This is a genomic window from Roseiconus lacunae (assembly GCF_008312935.1).
Lineage (GTDB): Bacteria > Planctomycetota > Planctomycetia > Pirellulales > Pirellulaceae > Stieleria > Stieleria lacunae.
Genome location: NZ_VSZO01000015.1, coordinates 72,459 through 88,276 on the forward strand (window position 1 = coordinate 72,459; position 15,818 = coordinate 88,276).

Here is a 15,818-nt window from a genome sequence, read left to right on the forward strand (position 1 = left end):
GTTGGCATCGCTTCCTGCAAACACTCGTCGAGAAAATCGGCGTCTTGTGACAAAACCATCCACGGAGGACTTCGCACGTCATGTCGGAAATCGTCACCGATCTCAGCAGCACTCGCCCGTTCGTTCACCTTCACTGTCACAGTCACTACAGCCTGTTGGACGGTGCCAGCGACATTAAAAGGCTAGTCAATCGGGCGGTGGATCATGGCATGAATGCGCTCGCGCTGACCGATCACGGGAACTTGCACGGCGCGCTCGAGTTTTATCGGACGTGCAAGGGGGCAGGGATCAACCCGATCATCGGGTATGAAGCTTACATCGCCCCGGGGAGTCGATTCGACAAGGGGGGCGCCAGTAGCAGCAAGGACGCGAGTTATCACTTGACGTTGTTGGCCAAAAACCGAACCGGTTTCAAGAACCTGATCAAGCTAGCCAGTGCCGCCTCACTGGAAGGCTTTTATTTTAAGCCACGGATCGACAAAGAGATTCTCGAGACGTTCAACGAAGGCTTGATTTGCTTGTCGGGATGTGTCAGTAGCGAATTTAGCCGTGCGGTGATGAAAGGCACCGATACCGACGACGCGGTCAAAGAGGCAACCGGGATCGCAAATTGGTTTGAAAGTGTCTTCGGTGATCGATACTTCATCGAAGTGATGAACAACGGTCTGGACATCCAGCGGATGCAGCTCGAAGGTGCCGTCGACATCGCACAGCGTCTCGGATTGCCCGTCGTTGCGACAAGCGACTGTCACTACGTCAATCAAGAGGACGCCGAAGCACAGGACATCATGCTGTGCATCAATACGGGGCGTTTTCGAACGGACACGTCGCGCATGAAGATGGAGAACGATCAGTTCTTCCTTCGCAGCCCCGATCAAATGTACGAGCATTTTCCGGACATGGAAGATGCCGTCGCTCGAAGTCAAGAGATCGCCGACACGGTTGATATCGATTTGGAATTGGGCAAGTACTACTTCCCGAACTTCGAGTGCCCCGAGGAGAAGAAGCCGATCGATTACCTTCGCGAGTTGTGTATCGAAGGCTTGCTGGAGCGCTACGAAGGTGACGACGAACGGATCATTGACGGCAAGCTGTCCGACGAAGTGATCGCACGTTTGGATCGTGAATTGGGCGTGATCGAAACCCTGAATTATCCGACGTACTTCTTGATCGTGTGGGACTTTGTGGTCCACGCGCGAGAGAAAGGTATCTCCGCCACCGCGCGGGGAAGTGGTGTCGGGGCGTTGGTGTGCTACGCCCTTTACCTATCGCACGTCTGTCCGTTGCGTTACGACTTGCTGTTCGAGCGGTTCCTGGATGAAAGTCGAACCGAGCCACCAGATATCGATATCGACTTTGAAAAAGAACGTCGTGTCGAGGTAATCGAATACGTCAAGCAGCGCTACGGTGCCGACAACGTTTGCCAAATTGGGACCTTTGGAACGCTCGCGGCGCGGGCGGCGATCAAAGACACCGGACGGGCACTGGGGATCCCGCTCGCACGGGTGAACCAGATCACCGAGATGGTGCCCGACGAACTAAAGATCACGATCAAGAAATCGCTCGAGAAAAGCGCCGACTTAAAACAGACCTACGACGGCGATCCGGAAATTCGCGAGCTCCTTGACTTGGCGATGAAGATCGAAGGGCTGGCGCGAAACGTCGGAACCCACGCCGCGGCGGTCGTGATTGCCGACAAGCCGCTTTCCGAATACGTGCCACTGACACGTGTACCCGGAAAGCAGGAGGTCATCACCCAGTGGTCGATGAACGACGTCGAAGCCAGCGGTCTGCTCAAGATGGACTTTCTGGGCCTCCGTAACCTGACGATGCTCAGTCGGTCGGTGATCTTAATCAAGCAGACTACCGGAAAGACGATCGACCCGCTGAAGTTTCCCCTCGACTGCAAAGAAACGTATGCGCTGTTGCAACGCGGCGAGACGAAGGGGGTGTTCCAGCTTGAATCCGGCGGGATTCGCGATCTGTTGACGCGGATGAAGCCTGACTGTTTCCACGACATTATCGCGACCGCCGCGTTGTATCGCCCCGGTCCGCTCGAAGGCGGCATGGTCGACGACTACGTCAACATTAAGCACGGTCGCCAAGAAGCCGAGTACAAACACCCGGTCCTCGAAGAGATCCTGTCGGAAACCAACAGCGTGATGGTTTACCAGGAACAGGTGATGCGGATTCTGAACCGCTTGGGCGGTGTTCCGCTGGCAAAAGCGTACACATGTATTAAGGCGATTAGTAAAAAGAAAGAGGCCCTGATCAATCAGAACCAGGAAGTCTTTCTCAAGGGGGCGGTCGAAAGTGGGCTGAGCCAAAAAGACGCCGAAGACATTTGGAATCTTATCGTCAAATTTGCCGGCTACGGTTTCAATAAATCACACAGTACCGCGTACGCGCTGGTCGCGTATCAGACGGCGTATCTGAAAACGCATTACCCGGTCGAGTTCATGGCGTCGCTGTTGTGCAGCGATATCGACGGGCGAAACTTTAAACGCAAGGATGCGTTGATCGAGCATATGGAAGATTGCGAGCGGATGGGCATCGATGTCTTGCCGCCGTGCGTCAATCGATCTGATGCGGACTTTAGCGTCGCCGACGGAAATATTCACTTCGCGCTCTCGGCCATCAAATCGTGCGGCGGTTCGACAGCGATCGCGGTCGAACAGGAACGCAAGAACAACGGCCCCTACAAAGATATCTTTGATTTTTGCGAACGTGTCGACTTGCAAGCCTGTAATAAATCGGCGATCGAAACATTGATCAAGGCCGGTGCGATGGATTGCTTCGAAGCGAAACGCAGCCAACTATTCGCCGTGATTGAAAAAGCGATTCAAGCTGGCATCGCCGTCCAAGCGGATAAGAAAAGTGGCCAGGCGAGTCTGTTTGGTGCCTTCGAAGACGAGGAGGCTGCTACGGTCAAGCCGACTCTGCCGGAGATGGAAGAGTGGCCGGATCGCGAAAAGCTGAGCAACGAAAAAGAAGTGCTCGGGTATTACCTCGAATCGCACCCGCTGGCCGAATTTGAACCTCGGCTGGCGACGTTCCGGACACACCAAACCGATGGCCTAGCCGAAATCCAAGATCGCGGGGAAGTCATTCTGGGTGGGATGATCAGCTCGATCAAAATCGCTCACACCAAGAACCCTAAACCGGGGCAACCTTCAAAATACGCGAACTTTGACCTCGAAGACATGCAAGGCGCGATCCGATGCATCCTCTGGCCGCGTAACTTTGCCGACCATGGTGAAAAGGTTCAGCCCGATGCCGTCGTCCTAGCCAAAGGAAAGATCGATCGTCGTGGTGGAGGTGATGAGGCCAACTTGGTGATCGACGAACTGATTCCGATCGATGACCTCGACAATCGCTACACCCACGGAATGCGGATACGGTTGGACGAGGAAAAGCACGAGATTCAAACGTTGAAACTGCTGCGTGAGATTTTGCGTGGCTATCCCGGAAACCAAGAGTTGCTGTTTAGCATGAGGTTGGCCGAAGGCGAGACGGTGCACTTAAAGTCGGGCATGAAAGTCCATGTGACTCCGGAAATGCGAACCCGAGTTGATGATTTGCTAGGCCAAGGTTGTTATCGATTGATGATGAGTAAGCCGCGATAGCGTCGAATCCAGGAAACCACCGATACGTGGGGGGATTGTCGGGCAAACAGACTGCGCTTTTAACGCAACACTGGCATTTCCAAACCGGTTAGACTGAAGATTCCACCATTCACAACGTCTGTTCGTGACGGCGCGGTTGTTCGTAACCCGACCGCAACGTGACAGGCTGTTGCCCGCCTAGGATCGTGAAGGACAGTCAGCTGGTTCTCATCGATCCGCTGTTGGTCTGTCATGCAAAGCCAATCTCCACGTTTCGCTCGTGAGCTTGTTGAAGTCGCCGATCGCTCTGCCACGGGCAAGCCTCGAGCAATCAACGCACGGCTCATCCGGATCATGTGCGCCCTGTTTGCGGCGTCTTGTGCATTTCCGGCACAGCTACCGGCCGAGCCAGTCGACTATCTCAAGTCGATCAAACCGCTGTTGGCCGAAAAATGCTATTCGTGTCACGGCGTCCTGAAACAAGAAGCGTCGTTGCGACTGGAAACACTCGTGTTGATGCTTGAAAACGATGTGATCGTTCCCGGTTCATCCCAGGACAGCGAGCTGCTCAATCGAATTGTTTCCGATGACGATGACCTGAAGATGCCTCCGCCGGATGAAGGAGCGGCACTTTCGCAATCACAGATTGATCTGGTTCGTCGCTGGCTTGACGAAGGGGCAGAGGCACCGGAGGAAGATCCGCCTGCTGCCCCCGACGAGCATTGGGCTTATCAGACGATTCAGTCCGTTTCGGTTCCCCGGTCGTCCTTTGCCAATCCAATCGATGCGTTATTAGATACCAAACAACAAGAGCTGCGCCTGACAACGACGCAACCCGCGACACGTCCGATTCGATTGCGGCGACTTTACCTTGACTTGGTCGGTCTGCCGCCGACTCGGGAACAGCTTGACGACCGACGGCAATGGGAGCTCATCGTGGATGAACTTCTAGCCAGCCCACAGCATGGAGAACGCTGGGCTCGGCACTGGATGGACGTCTGGCGGTATAGCGAGGGCTATGGATTGGGCCAACAACTACGCTATAGCCAGCATCATCTTTGGCACTGGCGTGACTGGATCGTGCGGTCGCTCAACGACGACAAAGGCTACGATCGGATGGTGCAGGAAATGCTCGCCGGTGACGAATTGGCTCCCAACGATTTAGACGCGGTCACCGGAACCGGTTTCTTGGCTCGGCACTACTACCTGTTCAACCGAACCACTTGGCTCGATAGCACGATCGAGCACACGGCAAAAGCGTTCCTTGGGATGACGATGAACTGTGCCAAGTGTCATGATCATAAATATGATCCGATCACTCAGGTCGATTACTACCGGTTTCGCGCGATTTTCGAGCCTCATCAGATTCGCCTTGATCCCATCGAAGGAAGCAACAGCGTCGATAAAAATGGGTTGCCGAGGGCTTTTGATGATCAACTCGATACTCCGACCTACTTGCACATCAAAGGCGATCCGAAAAATCCAGATGAAAGCCAAGGTTTGACAGCCGGGGTTCCGGCGTTGTTGGCCGATTTTGCGTCTGAACCGAAGGCGATCGAATTGCCGACCGAGGCATTCGCGCCAGGCACTCGCGAAGCGACTGTCCGCGATCGGACGCAAGCGGCGAAGGCGGCTGTCGCGTCGGCGAAACAAAAGTTAGATGCGGCAAGCGATGAACAGCAAGCGTCGGCTGCGGCAGCGTTGGAAGTCGCGCGGGCAACACTGGATTCCTTGCTTGCGACCGTCGCGGCCGATCGTGCTCGATACATCGACATGTGTGGTGACGAAACACTCGCGAAGTTGGCGTTCGAAGCCAAACGCCGGCAAACAATAGTCCTGCTCGCCGAAGCAAAAGAGCAGGTGGTGAACAACGCCTCCGATGACAAAAAGCGGTCGATAGCGAAGCAGCTGAATGAGGATTACGAAACAAAACTCGAGTTGCTAGGCGAATTCGATCCGGCAAAGCCTCCCGTTTCCTATGCGTCACTGAAGGTGTCGAAGAAAGCGCTTCAGTCGCCGGCACACAAGTACGATGATTACCCGGCCGTTTATTCATCGACAAGCTCGGGAAGACGCCTCGCCCTTGCGCAATGGATCACTTCCGCAGAAAATCCTTTAACGGCGAGGGTGGCGGTTAACCACGTTTGGCTTCGACATTTTGGGCGACCGCTTGTCGAATCGGTGTTTGATTTCGGATTGCGTGCGCCCGAACCGGTCCATGCCGACGTGTTGGATTACCTTGCCATGGAACTCATCCGTTCTGGATGGAGCTTGAAACATCTACATCGATTGATTGTGACCAGCCAGGCCTACCAACGTTCGAGTTCTCCTGCCGCGGTGCAGTCGGTGGAAGCCCAGGCGATGCCGGAACACATCGACCCGACGAATGATTATTACTGGCGAGCCAACCATCGGCGGATGGAATCGCAGGTCGTGCGTGACTCGTTACTTCATCTCGCAGGTCATTTGCAACCGAATCTCGGTGGCCCGTCGGTCGATCCAAATGGCGATCTCCATCGCCGTAGTTTGTACTTAAAGCATTCACGGGATGAACAGAATAAATTCTTGTCGATGTTCGACGACGCCGACATTCTGCAGTGCTATCGTCGGCAAGAGAGCATTGTGCCACAGCAGGCGTTGGCCTTGTCCAACAGCAAGTTGGCCATCGATATGTCGGCAAAAGTGGCAAGTCAACTGACCGCAAGTTTGGATCAGATTTCGGACGATGAATTTGTCCGACAAGCGTTTTATCTGCTGCTCGCTCGATACCCCGACGAGAATGAAGCTGTGGCATGCCAGGAATTTATTTTGGCGATGCAACGATTGCCGGCCTTGGCCGCGTTGAACCAAGAATCACAAACCAAACGTGTTCGTTCCAGATTGATTCAGTCGTTACTTAATCACAACGATTTCGTCACGATTCGGTAATCGCTTCGTCGACCGACGACACCGGTCGCGGACGATGTGTCATCAGCGTTGAACCCGATCGATCCGAAGTGGCGTTAGCGTCTGATTCGAGTCGCATTTTCACCATCCGATCACCCACCCCATCGACTTGATCAGGTCCAGTCATGGATTCCTGATCGATAGGAAAGTCATCATCATGTCTTTGTTTTTCAATCGCCGATCGTTACTTTCCGGCGGCTTGGGATTCGGCAGTCTAGCACTGTCGTCGATGTTGCAACGCGATGCGATGGCCGGAGCAGACAGTCATTGGACGCCGCCAGATGGATTGCCGCATTTCGCCCCAAAAGCCAAAAGTGTGATTTGGTTGTTTATGCGTGGTGGTGTCAGTCATATGGAATCGTTTGATCCTAAGCCGGCGCTCAATCAGTACGCCGGTGATTCGATCGGCGATACACGATTCAAGCACGTGCAAGATCCTGAAAAACTGAAACGGGTTCGAGTCGTAGTCGTCAACGACGCCAACGGACAACAACGCAACAAAATCTATCCCCTTCAAGTTGGATACAAAAGGCGAGGGCAATCGGGAATCGAGGTAAGCGATTGGTTTCCACACATTGGTTCGTGTATCGATGACATCGCAGTCATTCGGTCGATGTACACGACTGACGACAATCATGGCGCCCAAGTTCAGTTTCACTCCGGTCGCCACATGCTTGATCCCCGTGTGCCCACCATCGGCGCGTGGGTCAATTTTGGCTTGGGATCCTTGAACGACAATCTGCCGCAATTCATTGGGATGGGGCCTCGTTTTTTTGACAAACGCGACGGGCACTACTTGGGGCCCGCCTACGACTGTGTCAACTTGAAGGTGGATCCGGCGAATCCGCTCGACTACGCATCGCCCCAAGGCGATGTTAGCGGTGCTGAACAGGGATTGAGTTTTGATTTGGTGCGAAAACTGAATCGCCTTGTCGCCGAACGTTATCCGGACGATCAAGAGCTTGACGCACGGATGAAGTCTTATGAGCTTGCCTTTCGAATGCAAACTGCGGTTCCCGACATCATCAATTTTGAGGGCGAAACGCAAGCGACGAAGGATCTCTATGGTTTCGATCAGAAAGAGACGCGACCGTTCGGGGAACAGCTACTTGCCGCCAGACGATTCGCCGAACAAGGCGTTCGTTTCATTCAGATCATGCACGGCGATGGTGCGGCCGGTGCTTGGGATCAGCATTCCGGATTGAAGAAAAAACACTCGGAGCTAGCAATGCAAGTCGACCGTCCGATCGCCGGCTTGTTGAAAGATTTAAAGCAGCGAGGCATGTTGGATGAAACTCTGGTTGTCTTTGCGACCGAATTTGGACGCACACCCGGGTCACAGGGAACCGACGGTCGAGACCACCACCCGTATGGCTTTAGCGTTTGGATGGCAGGCGGCGGAATCAAGGGAGGGCTGGCACACGGTGCGACCGATGAAATTGGTTTCCATGCGGTCGAGCATCCGCATTTTGTGACCGACGTGCACGCAACATTGTTGCACCAATTGGGCCTCGATTCCCACCGAATGCACGTTCCCGGCCATCAACGTCTTGAACGTGACTTTGGGAACGTGATTCAGGAAATCATTTCATAGTGTCGACGACAACGCCGAACGGCTACATCGAGAATTGGTAGCCAAACACGGCGTTAAATCCTGGGCCATCGACGCCGCTTCCGAGGACACGATAGTATTTGTCGGTGATATTCTCGAGCGACAACGACACGTGGTGTTGGTTGCTTTCGCCGAAGCTGCGCCCGACGCGAGCATTCAAAGTGGCATAGCCTGGAGTACCCCCGGCAATGAATCGCGCGTCACCAAGATTTGACTCGGCGTATCGATCGGCTCGATCCACCATCCATGTGAACACGTCGATGTACGCATTGCGGCACGGATCAGTCATTCGGAGTCCCAACACCCCTTGGGTCGGCGGAACGCGTGAAATGAAATCGTCGGTCGTCGTTACCTCGCCGTACGCATAGTAAAAATTTCCGTACAGTGCGAGATTGCGTTCGAGCAGGTATTCGCCGGCCAGCTCGGTGCCGTTGAGGTAGGCTTCTTGATTAGTCAAAAAGCGGGCGCCTCCGATGACTTCGCGGTTGATGAAACTATCAAAATCCGTCCAGAACTCGGTGACTTGAAGTCGCAAGCGGTCATAGTTGAATTTCAATCCCACCTCATACGTCTTGCTTTGCTCTGCTTCCACGTTCAGGTTTCCGACCAAAGGCACCGACTGGTTGTTTTGCAAGAACGTTTTGTTCGCGGTCAAGTCGTCGATCGTCGGGGCACGAAACCCTTCATAGTATCCACCGAATAGTTTGACTTCGTCAGTCAAGTGATACCCCAGCCCCACACTCGCAATCCAATCTTGGTAGCTTCGTTCAAAGTAAGTCGGTCCGAGTGTGTCAAAATTCGGCGTGCCCGAAACATTGAGGTTTTCGTAACGAACCGACGTCGTCGCATCGAGTCGTTCGGTAAGCGGGACATACCATGACGTGTAGACACCGACGCGATCGGCTTGGGAATCGTCCGGGTATTGCGGGTCGGTGACTGATGGTGTCGCACCGGGAAGTTCGGGATTGTCGATGCGGACTCGTTCGGCATCGATCGATTCGTTGTAGTAGTCCATTCCGTAGGTCAGCTTCCCATAGTCGTTCAGGTTCTTGCCGAACGAAACGGTCGTGCCCCAACCCAAATCATCGAACTCGCCGATTTCGCGACGGGTGATCGTAGCGTTCGGATCATTCCCGGAGTACCGATCGACGACCGAGGCTTCTTTGGTGCGTGAGCCCGACAAGGTGACCGAATACGAGTCGGCCAGCAACGCATCATCGGGAAGTAAACCTTCCAACCGACCGTAGATCAAATCACGTTGCTGTGGATCGAAATAGGTTGGACGCTGGGTCGGAACCGTGCCGTCGGTCGTCGGTCCCAGGACGAATGGTAAAAAGCGGTCGCTTCGTGCAAGATCGTATTGCTCGAAGTGCTGCATCGCAAACGTAAACAAGTGATTTTCAGTCAGCATCCGTTGTAGTTTGATATCTCCGGCATACTGGTTGTAATCGGTGCCGGGCTGTCGTCCGAGGTCACCGCCCCGATCAAGCTGACCGACATCGAGGTACGAAATGCCTCCGGTGATCCCCGTCGCGCCGGACCAAGTGCTAAAGCCCATCCTGGTGTACGACGATGCTTCTGCCGTGCTGTAGGTCTGGGTGAACAGCGGGCTAAAGTGGTTCCCACGCAGCGGATCGGCCGATCGAGTCACGACGTTAATCACGCCACCCAACGCATCACTACCCCAAAGTGCCGATTCGGCTCCACGGATGATTTCGATGTGATCGATCGAACCCGGGTCGATCGTCGCGGCGTATTGGTTCGGGCCCGGCCGTAGGATGCTGGTATTCATCCGAATGCCATCGACCAGGATCAAGATCTGTTGCCCCGTCAAACCGCGAATGAATGGTGATAGCTGGCCGTTTCCGGTTTGCTGCAGCATCACACCGACTTCGTTCTGTAACGCGCGGTACATCGTGGTCGCTTGGCGACGGTCCAATTCGTCTCGATCGATGACCGAACCCATTCGATTCGATTCGAACAAGCTTGATTCCGACCGTGCGATACTGTTCAAGCCGGTCGGATTACTCATCGAACCACCGAACATCTGTTCGCTTAGCGACTGAAATGACTCGCTAAAGGACTCGTCAAAATTGCTGTTGGGGAGCGTCGAGTCCGATGTGAGTCCTGAAGGCGCATCGAACGGAACACCGCTTTGCGGCGTTGGCGTTGCCGCTTCGGCACTGGCGTCAGCTGCTGTTGCGGGAGGACGTACCTCGATTTCGGGCAAGGTGGCGCTGTCCTGCTGGATTGCTGAGGTGAGCGAGATCGGTTGGCGATACGGTGGCAGCGGATCACCCGCAAAGGCAACGTGGGGAATCGCCTGGCAGGCCAATAGTGCAAGAAGTGAAGTCCGTTTCATGAGTCGTCCGGCGTCTGAGCATCGCTGTTCGCCATCGCGACTGGGCTAGGAGAAGCGTGCTTGGGGGAGTCATCATTTTGTTCGGAAGATTTGCAGGACCGTTAAAACCGAACGTCATTCGGCCCGCAAAGTCGACCCAATCGTCTCGGCCAAAGGGGGTTCAGACACGCCAAACGGCAGAAATTTGTCCATCGGTGGCGCAATGTCCGCCATCGGCCGCATTCAGCGACCGTCAACATAGATTTTATTTTGCTAGCGACGAGCGAACGCGTCGCTTGTCACCACTCGCTCAATGATCTGTCGCGTCGGGTAGTCTTGGTCCTTCAAGTCGACGAGGATCTCGTCTATCGTTGCTCGATCTTCGGGTTCAATTCGGCGGCCCAGAGCGTAAGCAAGTAACTTGGTGGTGAACGCGCGAGCAAAGAATTCCTTCTGTTCAAGCAAGACGTGTTTCAGATCCGACGGCCCCTCAAATGATTCTCCGCCGGGAAGTTTGCCCGAGGTATCGATGGGGCTTCGATTTGGGTAGCGATTGCGAGCTCGACCGATCGCATCGTAGCATTCCAAGGCGAAGCCCAGTGGGTCAATTTTGCGATGACATTGGTTGCACGCATCAAGGGTGCGGTGTTTCGCGAGTAGATCGCGGATGCCTTTGGCACCGCGGACATCAGGATCGATGGCGGGGACATCGTCCGGTGGTGGAGGCGGCGGTGTGCCGAGTACATTCTCCAGCATCCACACGCCACGAACGACGGGAGACGTTTCGATGCCGTTTGCCGAGACCGTCAGAATTCCGGCCTGGCCAAGCAGGCCACCGCGTCGTGGGTCACTGAAGCGAACTTGACGGAACCGAGTGGCATTTTGAGGGGGAACCTGATCAAGCTCGCCATAGAGTCGCGCAAGATCACGATTGAGAAACGAATAGTCGGCGCTCAACCACTCAGTCACCGGTAAGTCGTTCTCGATGGTGTGTCGCAAGAATAGTTGCGACTCACGTTTCATGTCGGTCTCTAGGTCGGACGCATAGTATTGCCAAAACTGATTCCGGTCCGGTGGCATTTCACCGAGGGAACGCAATCCGAGCCAGGCATCGACGAAACCTTCGACAAAACCATCCAAGCGATTGGAATTCAACAAGCGACGTGTTTCGCTGACTAACGTTTGATCGTCGAACGCTCCCCGGTCAGCTCTTTTTCGAAGCGACGCGTCGGGCATCGATCCGGTCAAGAAATAGGACAATCGTTCGGCGACCGCATGAGAGGATAGCCGGTCGCTACCCGGTTCACACTCGGGATGAAAGTACAAGAACGCCGGCGAGCACAAGACGGATTTCAGGGTGTCCTTCATCGCCTCGAACTCAGGTCGGCCATGCCGGCGCCGGGTTTGGTAGATCGCTATCAGTCGGTCGAGTTCATCGTCGGTGACGGGGCGCCGAAATGCTTTGGAGGCAAACCGTTTCAATACCGACTGAAGATTGTCCTCGACAAACGTTCCGTCCGGCAACACGCTTGCCAGCGGAGTGCGAGGCCAATCTTGTTTCAAGGGACCACGAATCGAGATTTCATGGATTCGAATTTGTGGCATCTTGCCAAATTTCAGCATCGCGTTACGTCCGGCAACGATTCCCCGGCCACCACGTGCTTCTGGCGGCAACATGTCCTTGTAAATCCGGTGGAAACGGGTGTGGAGAGAACGCATGCCGTCCATTCCGTTCTCGAACGTGAATCGTGGTGTGTAACCACGGTCGAGCGGTATCTCGAAGGTGTACCACTTCAGCTCATTGTCCTCGACAACCGTTTCGGCCAGCAACGGTTGAATCGGCTGCACGACATGTAGTTCGCCGGTTTCGATGTTTCCCGGACGAATGCCGAGTCGAAATTTTTCGTTGAGGTCGATTCTCAACCGATCGAGGTCATAAGGGCTATCGCGGTGCAAGGCCTGGGCGCGGACTCGGATTTCGTAAATTCCATCGTGAGGCACACCGTGTTCGAATGCGCGTACCGATCCATAGGCGCCCTCGGGTTTGTCAGCCAAGGGGCAATCGTAAAGACACATGTAGCGATAATTAAACGCCTTGCGGTGCGCGATCGACAACTCTTGTTGTGTCACGAAACGATCGTCAAAGTGCCAAGATTGTTCCTCTGGCTGGCTTTCGTTTTGAAAGACCTTTTCGATGATCTGATCGGCGGCGTCCAGGTATTTCTCCAGCAAGTAACTGGACATCACCAGCGAGTCGCCGATGTTGTCGAGATGTTCGACGGTGTTATCGCGAGGAAAACCGACGGTCGGATCGAACATCGACATGTCCATTTCGAACAGGTCGGCGATCGTCGCCAAGTACTCGCGTTTGGAAAGCCTGCGGAGAACAGTTTGACCGCCGGTCGATGTGGACATTGACCGACGTTGATGCAGTTGCTTGGTCAATGCGTCAATGACTACGCGGCGCACGTCATCGGATGGTTGTTCGGCATCTTCGGGAGGCATGTGACCGAGCGTCAACTGATCGATGATGTCTTGAGTGAGCACGAACGCATCGTCATCGATGGACTGAAGGTCGAGTGTTTCGAATTCGCGTTCGCCACCCGGATCGTTGACGCTATGACAGTTGATGCAATACTCGCTCAAAAACGTTTCAATTGAACCGTCAGTCTCTGCTGCGTCCGATTCGGTGGCAACCGGATTCATTGCGGCGCACAATACGAACCCGAATACTGCGAACCGGGAAAAAGCAGAGCGACATAAAGCCATTGATCGCGCCTGCATCATGCGATCTCCAGACCTGTCAACGTTCCGGTACTGGTCGCAAACGCATCGGTGTGTAGTCCGAAACGGTGTAGCATCGAAAGGAAAAGATTGGTTAACGGCGGCCGGTGAGTCTCTTTCTGATCAAAGGCCAGCATCCCCCGGTGACGAAAACCTCCTCCGGCCAGAACAACAGGTAGGTTGGAATTGGTGTGGGAATTGGCGTTTCCCATTCCACTGCCGAACAGGACGGTTGTCTGATCCAAGAGGTTTGATTCGTCTGTTTGGAAAGATTTCAGTTTGTCGAGGAACCGCGCGAATTGTTCGACTTGATAGGCGTCGATCACTTTCAGGGCTTTGATCGCTTCTTCGCGTTGGCCGTGATGTGAAAGAGCGTGATAGCCTGAATTAAATCCGAAGTCACGGGCTTCGAAGTCGCCGCCGATCTCCAGAGTTGCAATCCTTGTCGAATCGGTTTGCAGTGCGATTGCGATTAGATCGTAGAGCATCGGCAGGTCATCGACCATGTTGGAATTGCGTGGCCGATCAAAAGGCGGCGACGGTTTTGGGACGTCGATCCACTGTTGTCGGTTACCCAAACGCTGTTCGACTTCGCGGATCGACGTGAAGTACTCGTCCAGTTTCTGCTTGTCGCGCGCATTTAATGTTTTGGCGACCGACTTCGCATCACCACCAATCGAATCGAGGATCGACTGTTTCAAGCGGAAGCGGTCGGCGGCTTTTTGCTTATCCGACTGCTTCGTACCGACGAACAATTTCTCGAACAGTTCACGGGGCCCTGTGATCGGCGGGACTCGTGTGCCCGCACGACTCCATGACATCTGACATCCGCCGTGGATTCCTGAGTCACTGCCGACGGTCAACGAAGCGAAACGCGTTTGTCCTCCGATCGATTCGGCGGCGAATTGATCGACCGATATGTTGCCGTCGGGCATCGTTTTCGCATCCGCGTGTTTGAGTCCGCTCAGGAACCCATGGATCGCAAAGTGTCCGCCTTTCAGTCCATGATCCAGGCCCGCGATCACCGTAAGATCGTCGCGGTACGATTCCAACGGAGCAAGCGTTTCCGACATCGGGATCGATTTCGGGTCGACGCCGCTGGTTCGCGCTGCCTGACCAATTTGCTGCGGCCAGAACGCCTCGGGATAAAAGCCCAACATATTCCCGATGCAGACCATCCGCCGTTTTTCAGTCTTGGCGTTTTCTGCTGGGCTCGCCTCGGACGCAGATGCAGATTGACGCACCGATTCCAAGGCAGGCAGCGCGACCGAGATACCGGCGGCTCGAAGGACTGACCGTCGGGAGGCTTCCAATGATTGCGAATGCGGCATGATCAGGCTCGCTCAGCCAGGGAACGGAGGGGCGGGAGGGCGAATACGCGAAGTCGCCGACGGTGAAATTGGTGCATCGGGACAACCTGCGCCAGCCCCAGTTTAACATTTTCGGGCGACGACTCGCCCGTGAAACTCCAAACCCGATTCAAGGAAGAAAGTTTCGGGAACCGTATTCACCCTCGCGACGTGTCTTTTCACCTTTGCTCTTTCACGTGGCGAGTGAACGTGACGAACCCAGTTTGGGCAATCCGTGTCAACTTTGCCGATTACCGCAGTCGTTCACCAGAGGCCAAGAGGAACGGCCGATGAACGAAACTTGGAAGACGCTTTCCACACCTTGGATTTTTTTGCAGAGTCACCCGATGTCAAATCGTCACGTTCAGCGAGAATTGCCCAGCCAGCTCGGAATCTGGCGTTTGGGGCAGGTCATCCATGACGGAACTGAAAACGCGGTCTTTCGGGCACAGCCGGTTGATGCGAGCGGGAGTCCACGTTGGGACTATGCCGTCAAAGTCGCAAAAACCGAAGAGGGCTGGGAAGGCATTGCCCGCTGCATGGCAGCCGCAGGATCGCTGTCTCACCCGAATTTGATCACCGTGCTTGACGGCGACATTCGCTCTCAGTTTCCTTACGTCGTGATGCCACGGATTGCCGGTGACTCAATGCAATGGAACCTGCAGCGCGGACCGCGGCGCCCGCTTCCAGTCGCGTTGTGGTTTGTCCGACAGATGTGTCAGGCATTGGAATCGATGCACGGGGCCGGTTGGGTTCACGGCGACATCAAACCATCAAATCTGATCATCGCGGCCAACGGGCACGTCACGTTACTTGACTTGGGATATTCGTTCCGGGGAACCCTGGCCGAATCGTCACCGTTTCGAGGCACGCCGGCGTACGCTTCGCCAGAGTTGTTGACTAATCCTTCGGCGGCCAGCCATGCGAGTGACCTCTACGCGGCCGGTCGCATTTTGTGGGATTGGTTGGCCCATGTCGAAACCGATAACGAACTGCTACTCAGCCCGGTCTGTGAATTGGTCGAGCAGATGGCGGACGAGACGCCTCAGCGGCGCCCCAGTGCAACACATGTCGTTCAGGCTTTGTTGCGGCTTGAAATCGACTCTCTTGGCGAGCATATCGAGCCTTCACAAACGGAATTTCGCCGCGTCGCTTGATGCCCCCCATCACAGGGCTGTTGA

8 protein-coding genes are annotated in these 15,818 nt (G+C 54.8%); 4 read left to right on the top strand and 4 right to left on the bottom strand.

Annotated features, from left to right (window positions below; genetic code table 11):
• The first annotated feature begins 80 nt into the window (after positions 1–80).
• Together dnaE and FYC48_RS19935 are read left to right on the top strand one after the other, a co-directional pair.
• A complete protein-coding gene (gene dnaE, locus FYC48_RS19930; protein ID WP_149498548.1) occupies positions 81–3,626 on the top strand; it encodes a DNA polymerase III subunit alpha in 3,546 nt (1,181 codons plus the stop codon).
• Between the two features lie 231 nt (positions 3,627–3,857).
• Complete coding sequence (locus FYC48_RS19935) at positions 3,858–6,533, top strand: PSD1 and planctomycete cytochrome C domain-containing protein (protein WP_149498549.1); 2,676 nt, start codon at positions 3,858–3,860, stop codon at positions 6,531–6,533.
• On the opposite strand, the gene FYC48_RS27900 is transcribed toward FYC48_RS19935, so the two are convergent.
• Positions 6,520–6,678, bottom strand: coding sequence for a hypothetical protein (locus FYC48_RS27900; protein WP_160149645.1), 159 nt, complete (start codon positions 6,676–6,678; stop codon positions 6,520–6,522). The two genes, FYC48_RS19935 and FYC48_RS27900, sit on opposite strands and share 14 nt — an antisense overlap.
• Before the next feature lie 30 nt (positions 6,679–6,708).
• Here FYC48_RS27900 and FYC48_RS19940 point away from each other — a divergent pair, with 30 nt between their 5' ends.
• Positions 6,709–8,145: a DUF1501 domain-containing protein gene (locus FYC48_RS19940; protein WP_149498550.1), complete on the top strand. Its 1,437-nt coding sequence runs from the start codon at positions 6,709–6,711 to the stop codon at positions 8,143–8,145.
• 22 nt (positions 8,146–8,167) lie between these two features.
• Here FYC48_RS19940 and FYC48_RS19945 read toward each other — a convergent pair whose 3' ends face one another.
• The 3 genes from FYC48_RS19945 to FYC48_RS19955 form a co-directional block, all read right to left on the bottom strand.
• Positions 8,168–10,525: a TonB-dependent receptor gene (locus tag FYC48_RS19945; protein WP_149498551.1), complete on the bottom strand. Its 2,358-nt coding sequence runs from the start codon at positions 10,523–10,525 to the stop codon at positions 8,168–8,170.
• Positions 10,526–10,777: 252 nt separating this feature from the next.
• Positions 10,778–13,210: a DUF1592 domain-containing protein gene (locus FYC48_RS19950; RefSeq protein WP_235034341.1), complete on the bottom strand. Its 2,433-nt coding sequence runs from the start codon at positions 13,208–13,210 to the stop codon at positions 10,778–10,780.
• 77 nt (positions 13,211–13,287) lie between these two features.
• Complete coding sequence (locus FYC48_RS19955) at positions 13,288–14,619, bottom strand: DUF1552 domain-containing protein (protein WP_149498553.1); 1,332 nt, start codon at positions 14,617–14,619, stop codon at positions 13,288–13,290.
• A 365-nt stretch (positions 14,620–14,984) separates the two neighbouring features.
• Between FYC48_RS19955 and FYC48_RS19960 the strand changes: the two genes are divergently transcribed.
• Complete coding sequence (locus FYC48_RS19960; protein ID WP_160149646.1) at positions 14,985–15,794, top strand: serine/threonine protein kinase; 810 nt, start codon at positions 14,985–14,987, stop codon at positions 15,792–15,794.
• The last annotated feature ends 24 nt before the right edge of the window (positions 15,795–15,818 follow it).

Coding starts and splice junctions, on each gene's coding strand:
- dnaE (WP_149498548.1), top strand. CDS start 81: ATGTCGGAAATCGTCACCGATCTCAGCAGCACTCGCCCGTTCGTTCAC.
- FYC48_RS19935 (WP_149498549.1), top strand. CDS start 3,858: ATGCAAAGCCAATCTCCACGTTTCGCTCGTGAGCTTGTTGAAGTCGCC.
- FYC48_RS27900 (WP_160149645.1), bottom strand. CDS start 6,678: ATGACTGGACCTGATCAAGTCGATGGGGTGGGTGATCGGATGGTGAAA.
- FYC48_RS19940 (WP_149498550.1), top strand. CDS start 6,709: ATGTCTTTGTTTTTCAATCGCCGATCGTTACTTTCCGGCGGCTTGGGA.
- FYC48_RS19945 (WP_149498551.1), bottom strand. CDS start 10,525: ATGAAACGGACTTCACTTCTTGCACTATTGGCCTGCCAGGCGATTCCC.
- FYC48_RS19950 (WP_235034341.1), bottom strand. CDS start 13,210: ATGAATCCGGTTGCCACCGAATCGGACGCAGCAGAGACTGACGGTTCA.
- FYC48_RS19955 (WP_149498553.1), bottom strand. CDS start 14,619: ATGCCGCATTCGCAATCATTGGAAGCCTCCCGACGGTCAGTCCTTCGA.
- FYC48_RS19960 (WP_160149646.1), top strand. CDS start 14,985: ATGTCAAATCGTCACGTTCAGCGAGAATTGCCCAGCCAGCTCGGAATC.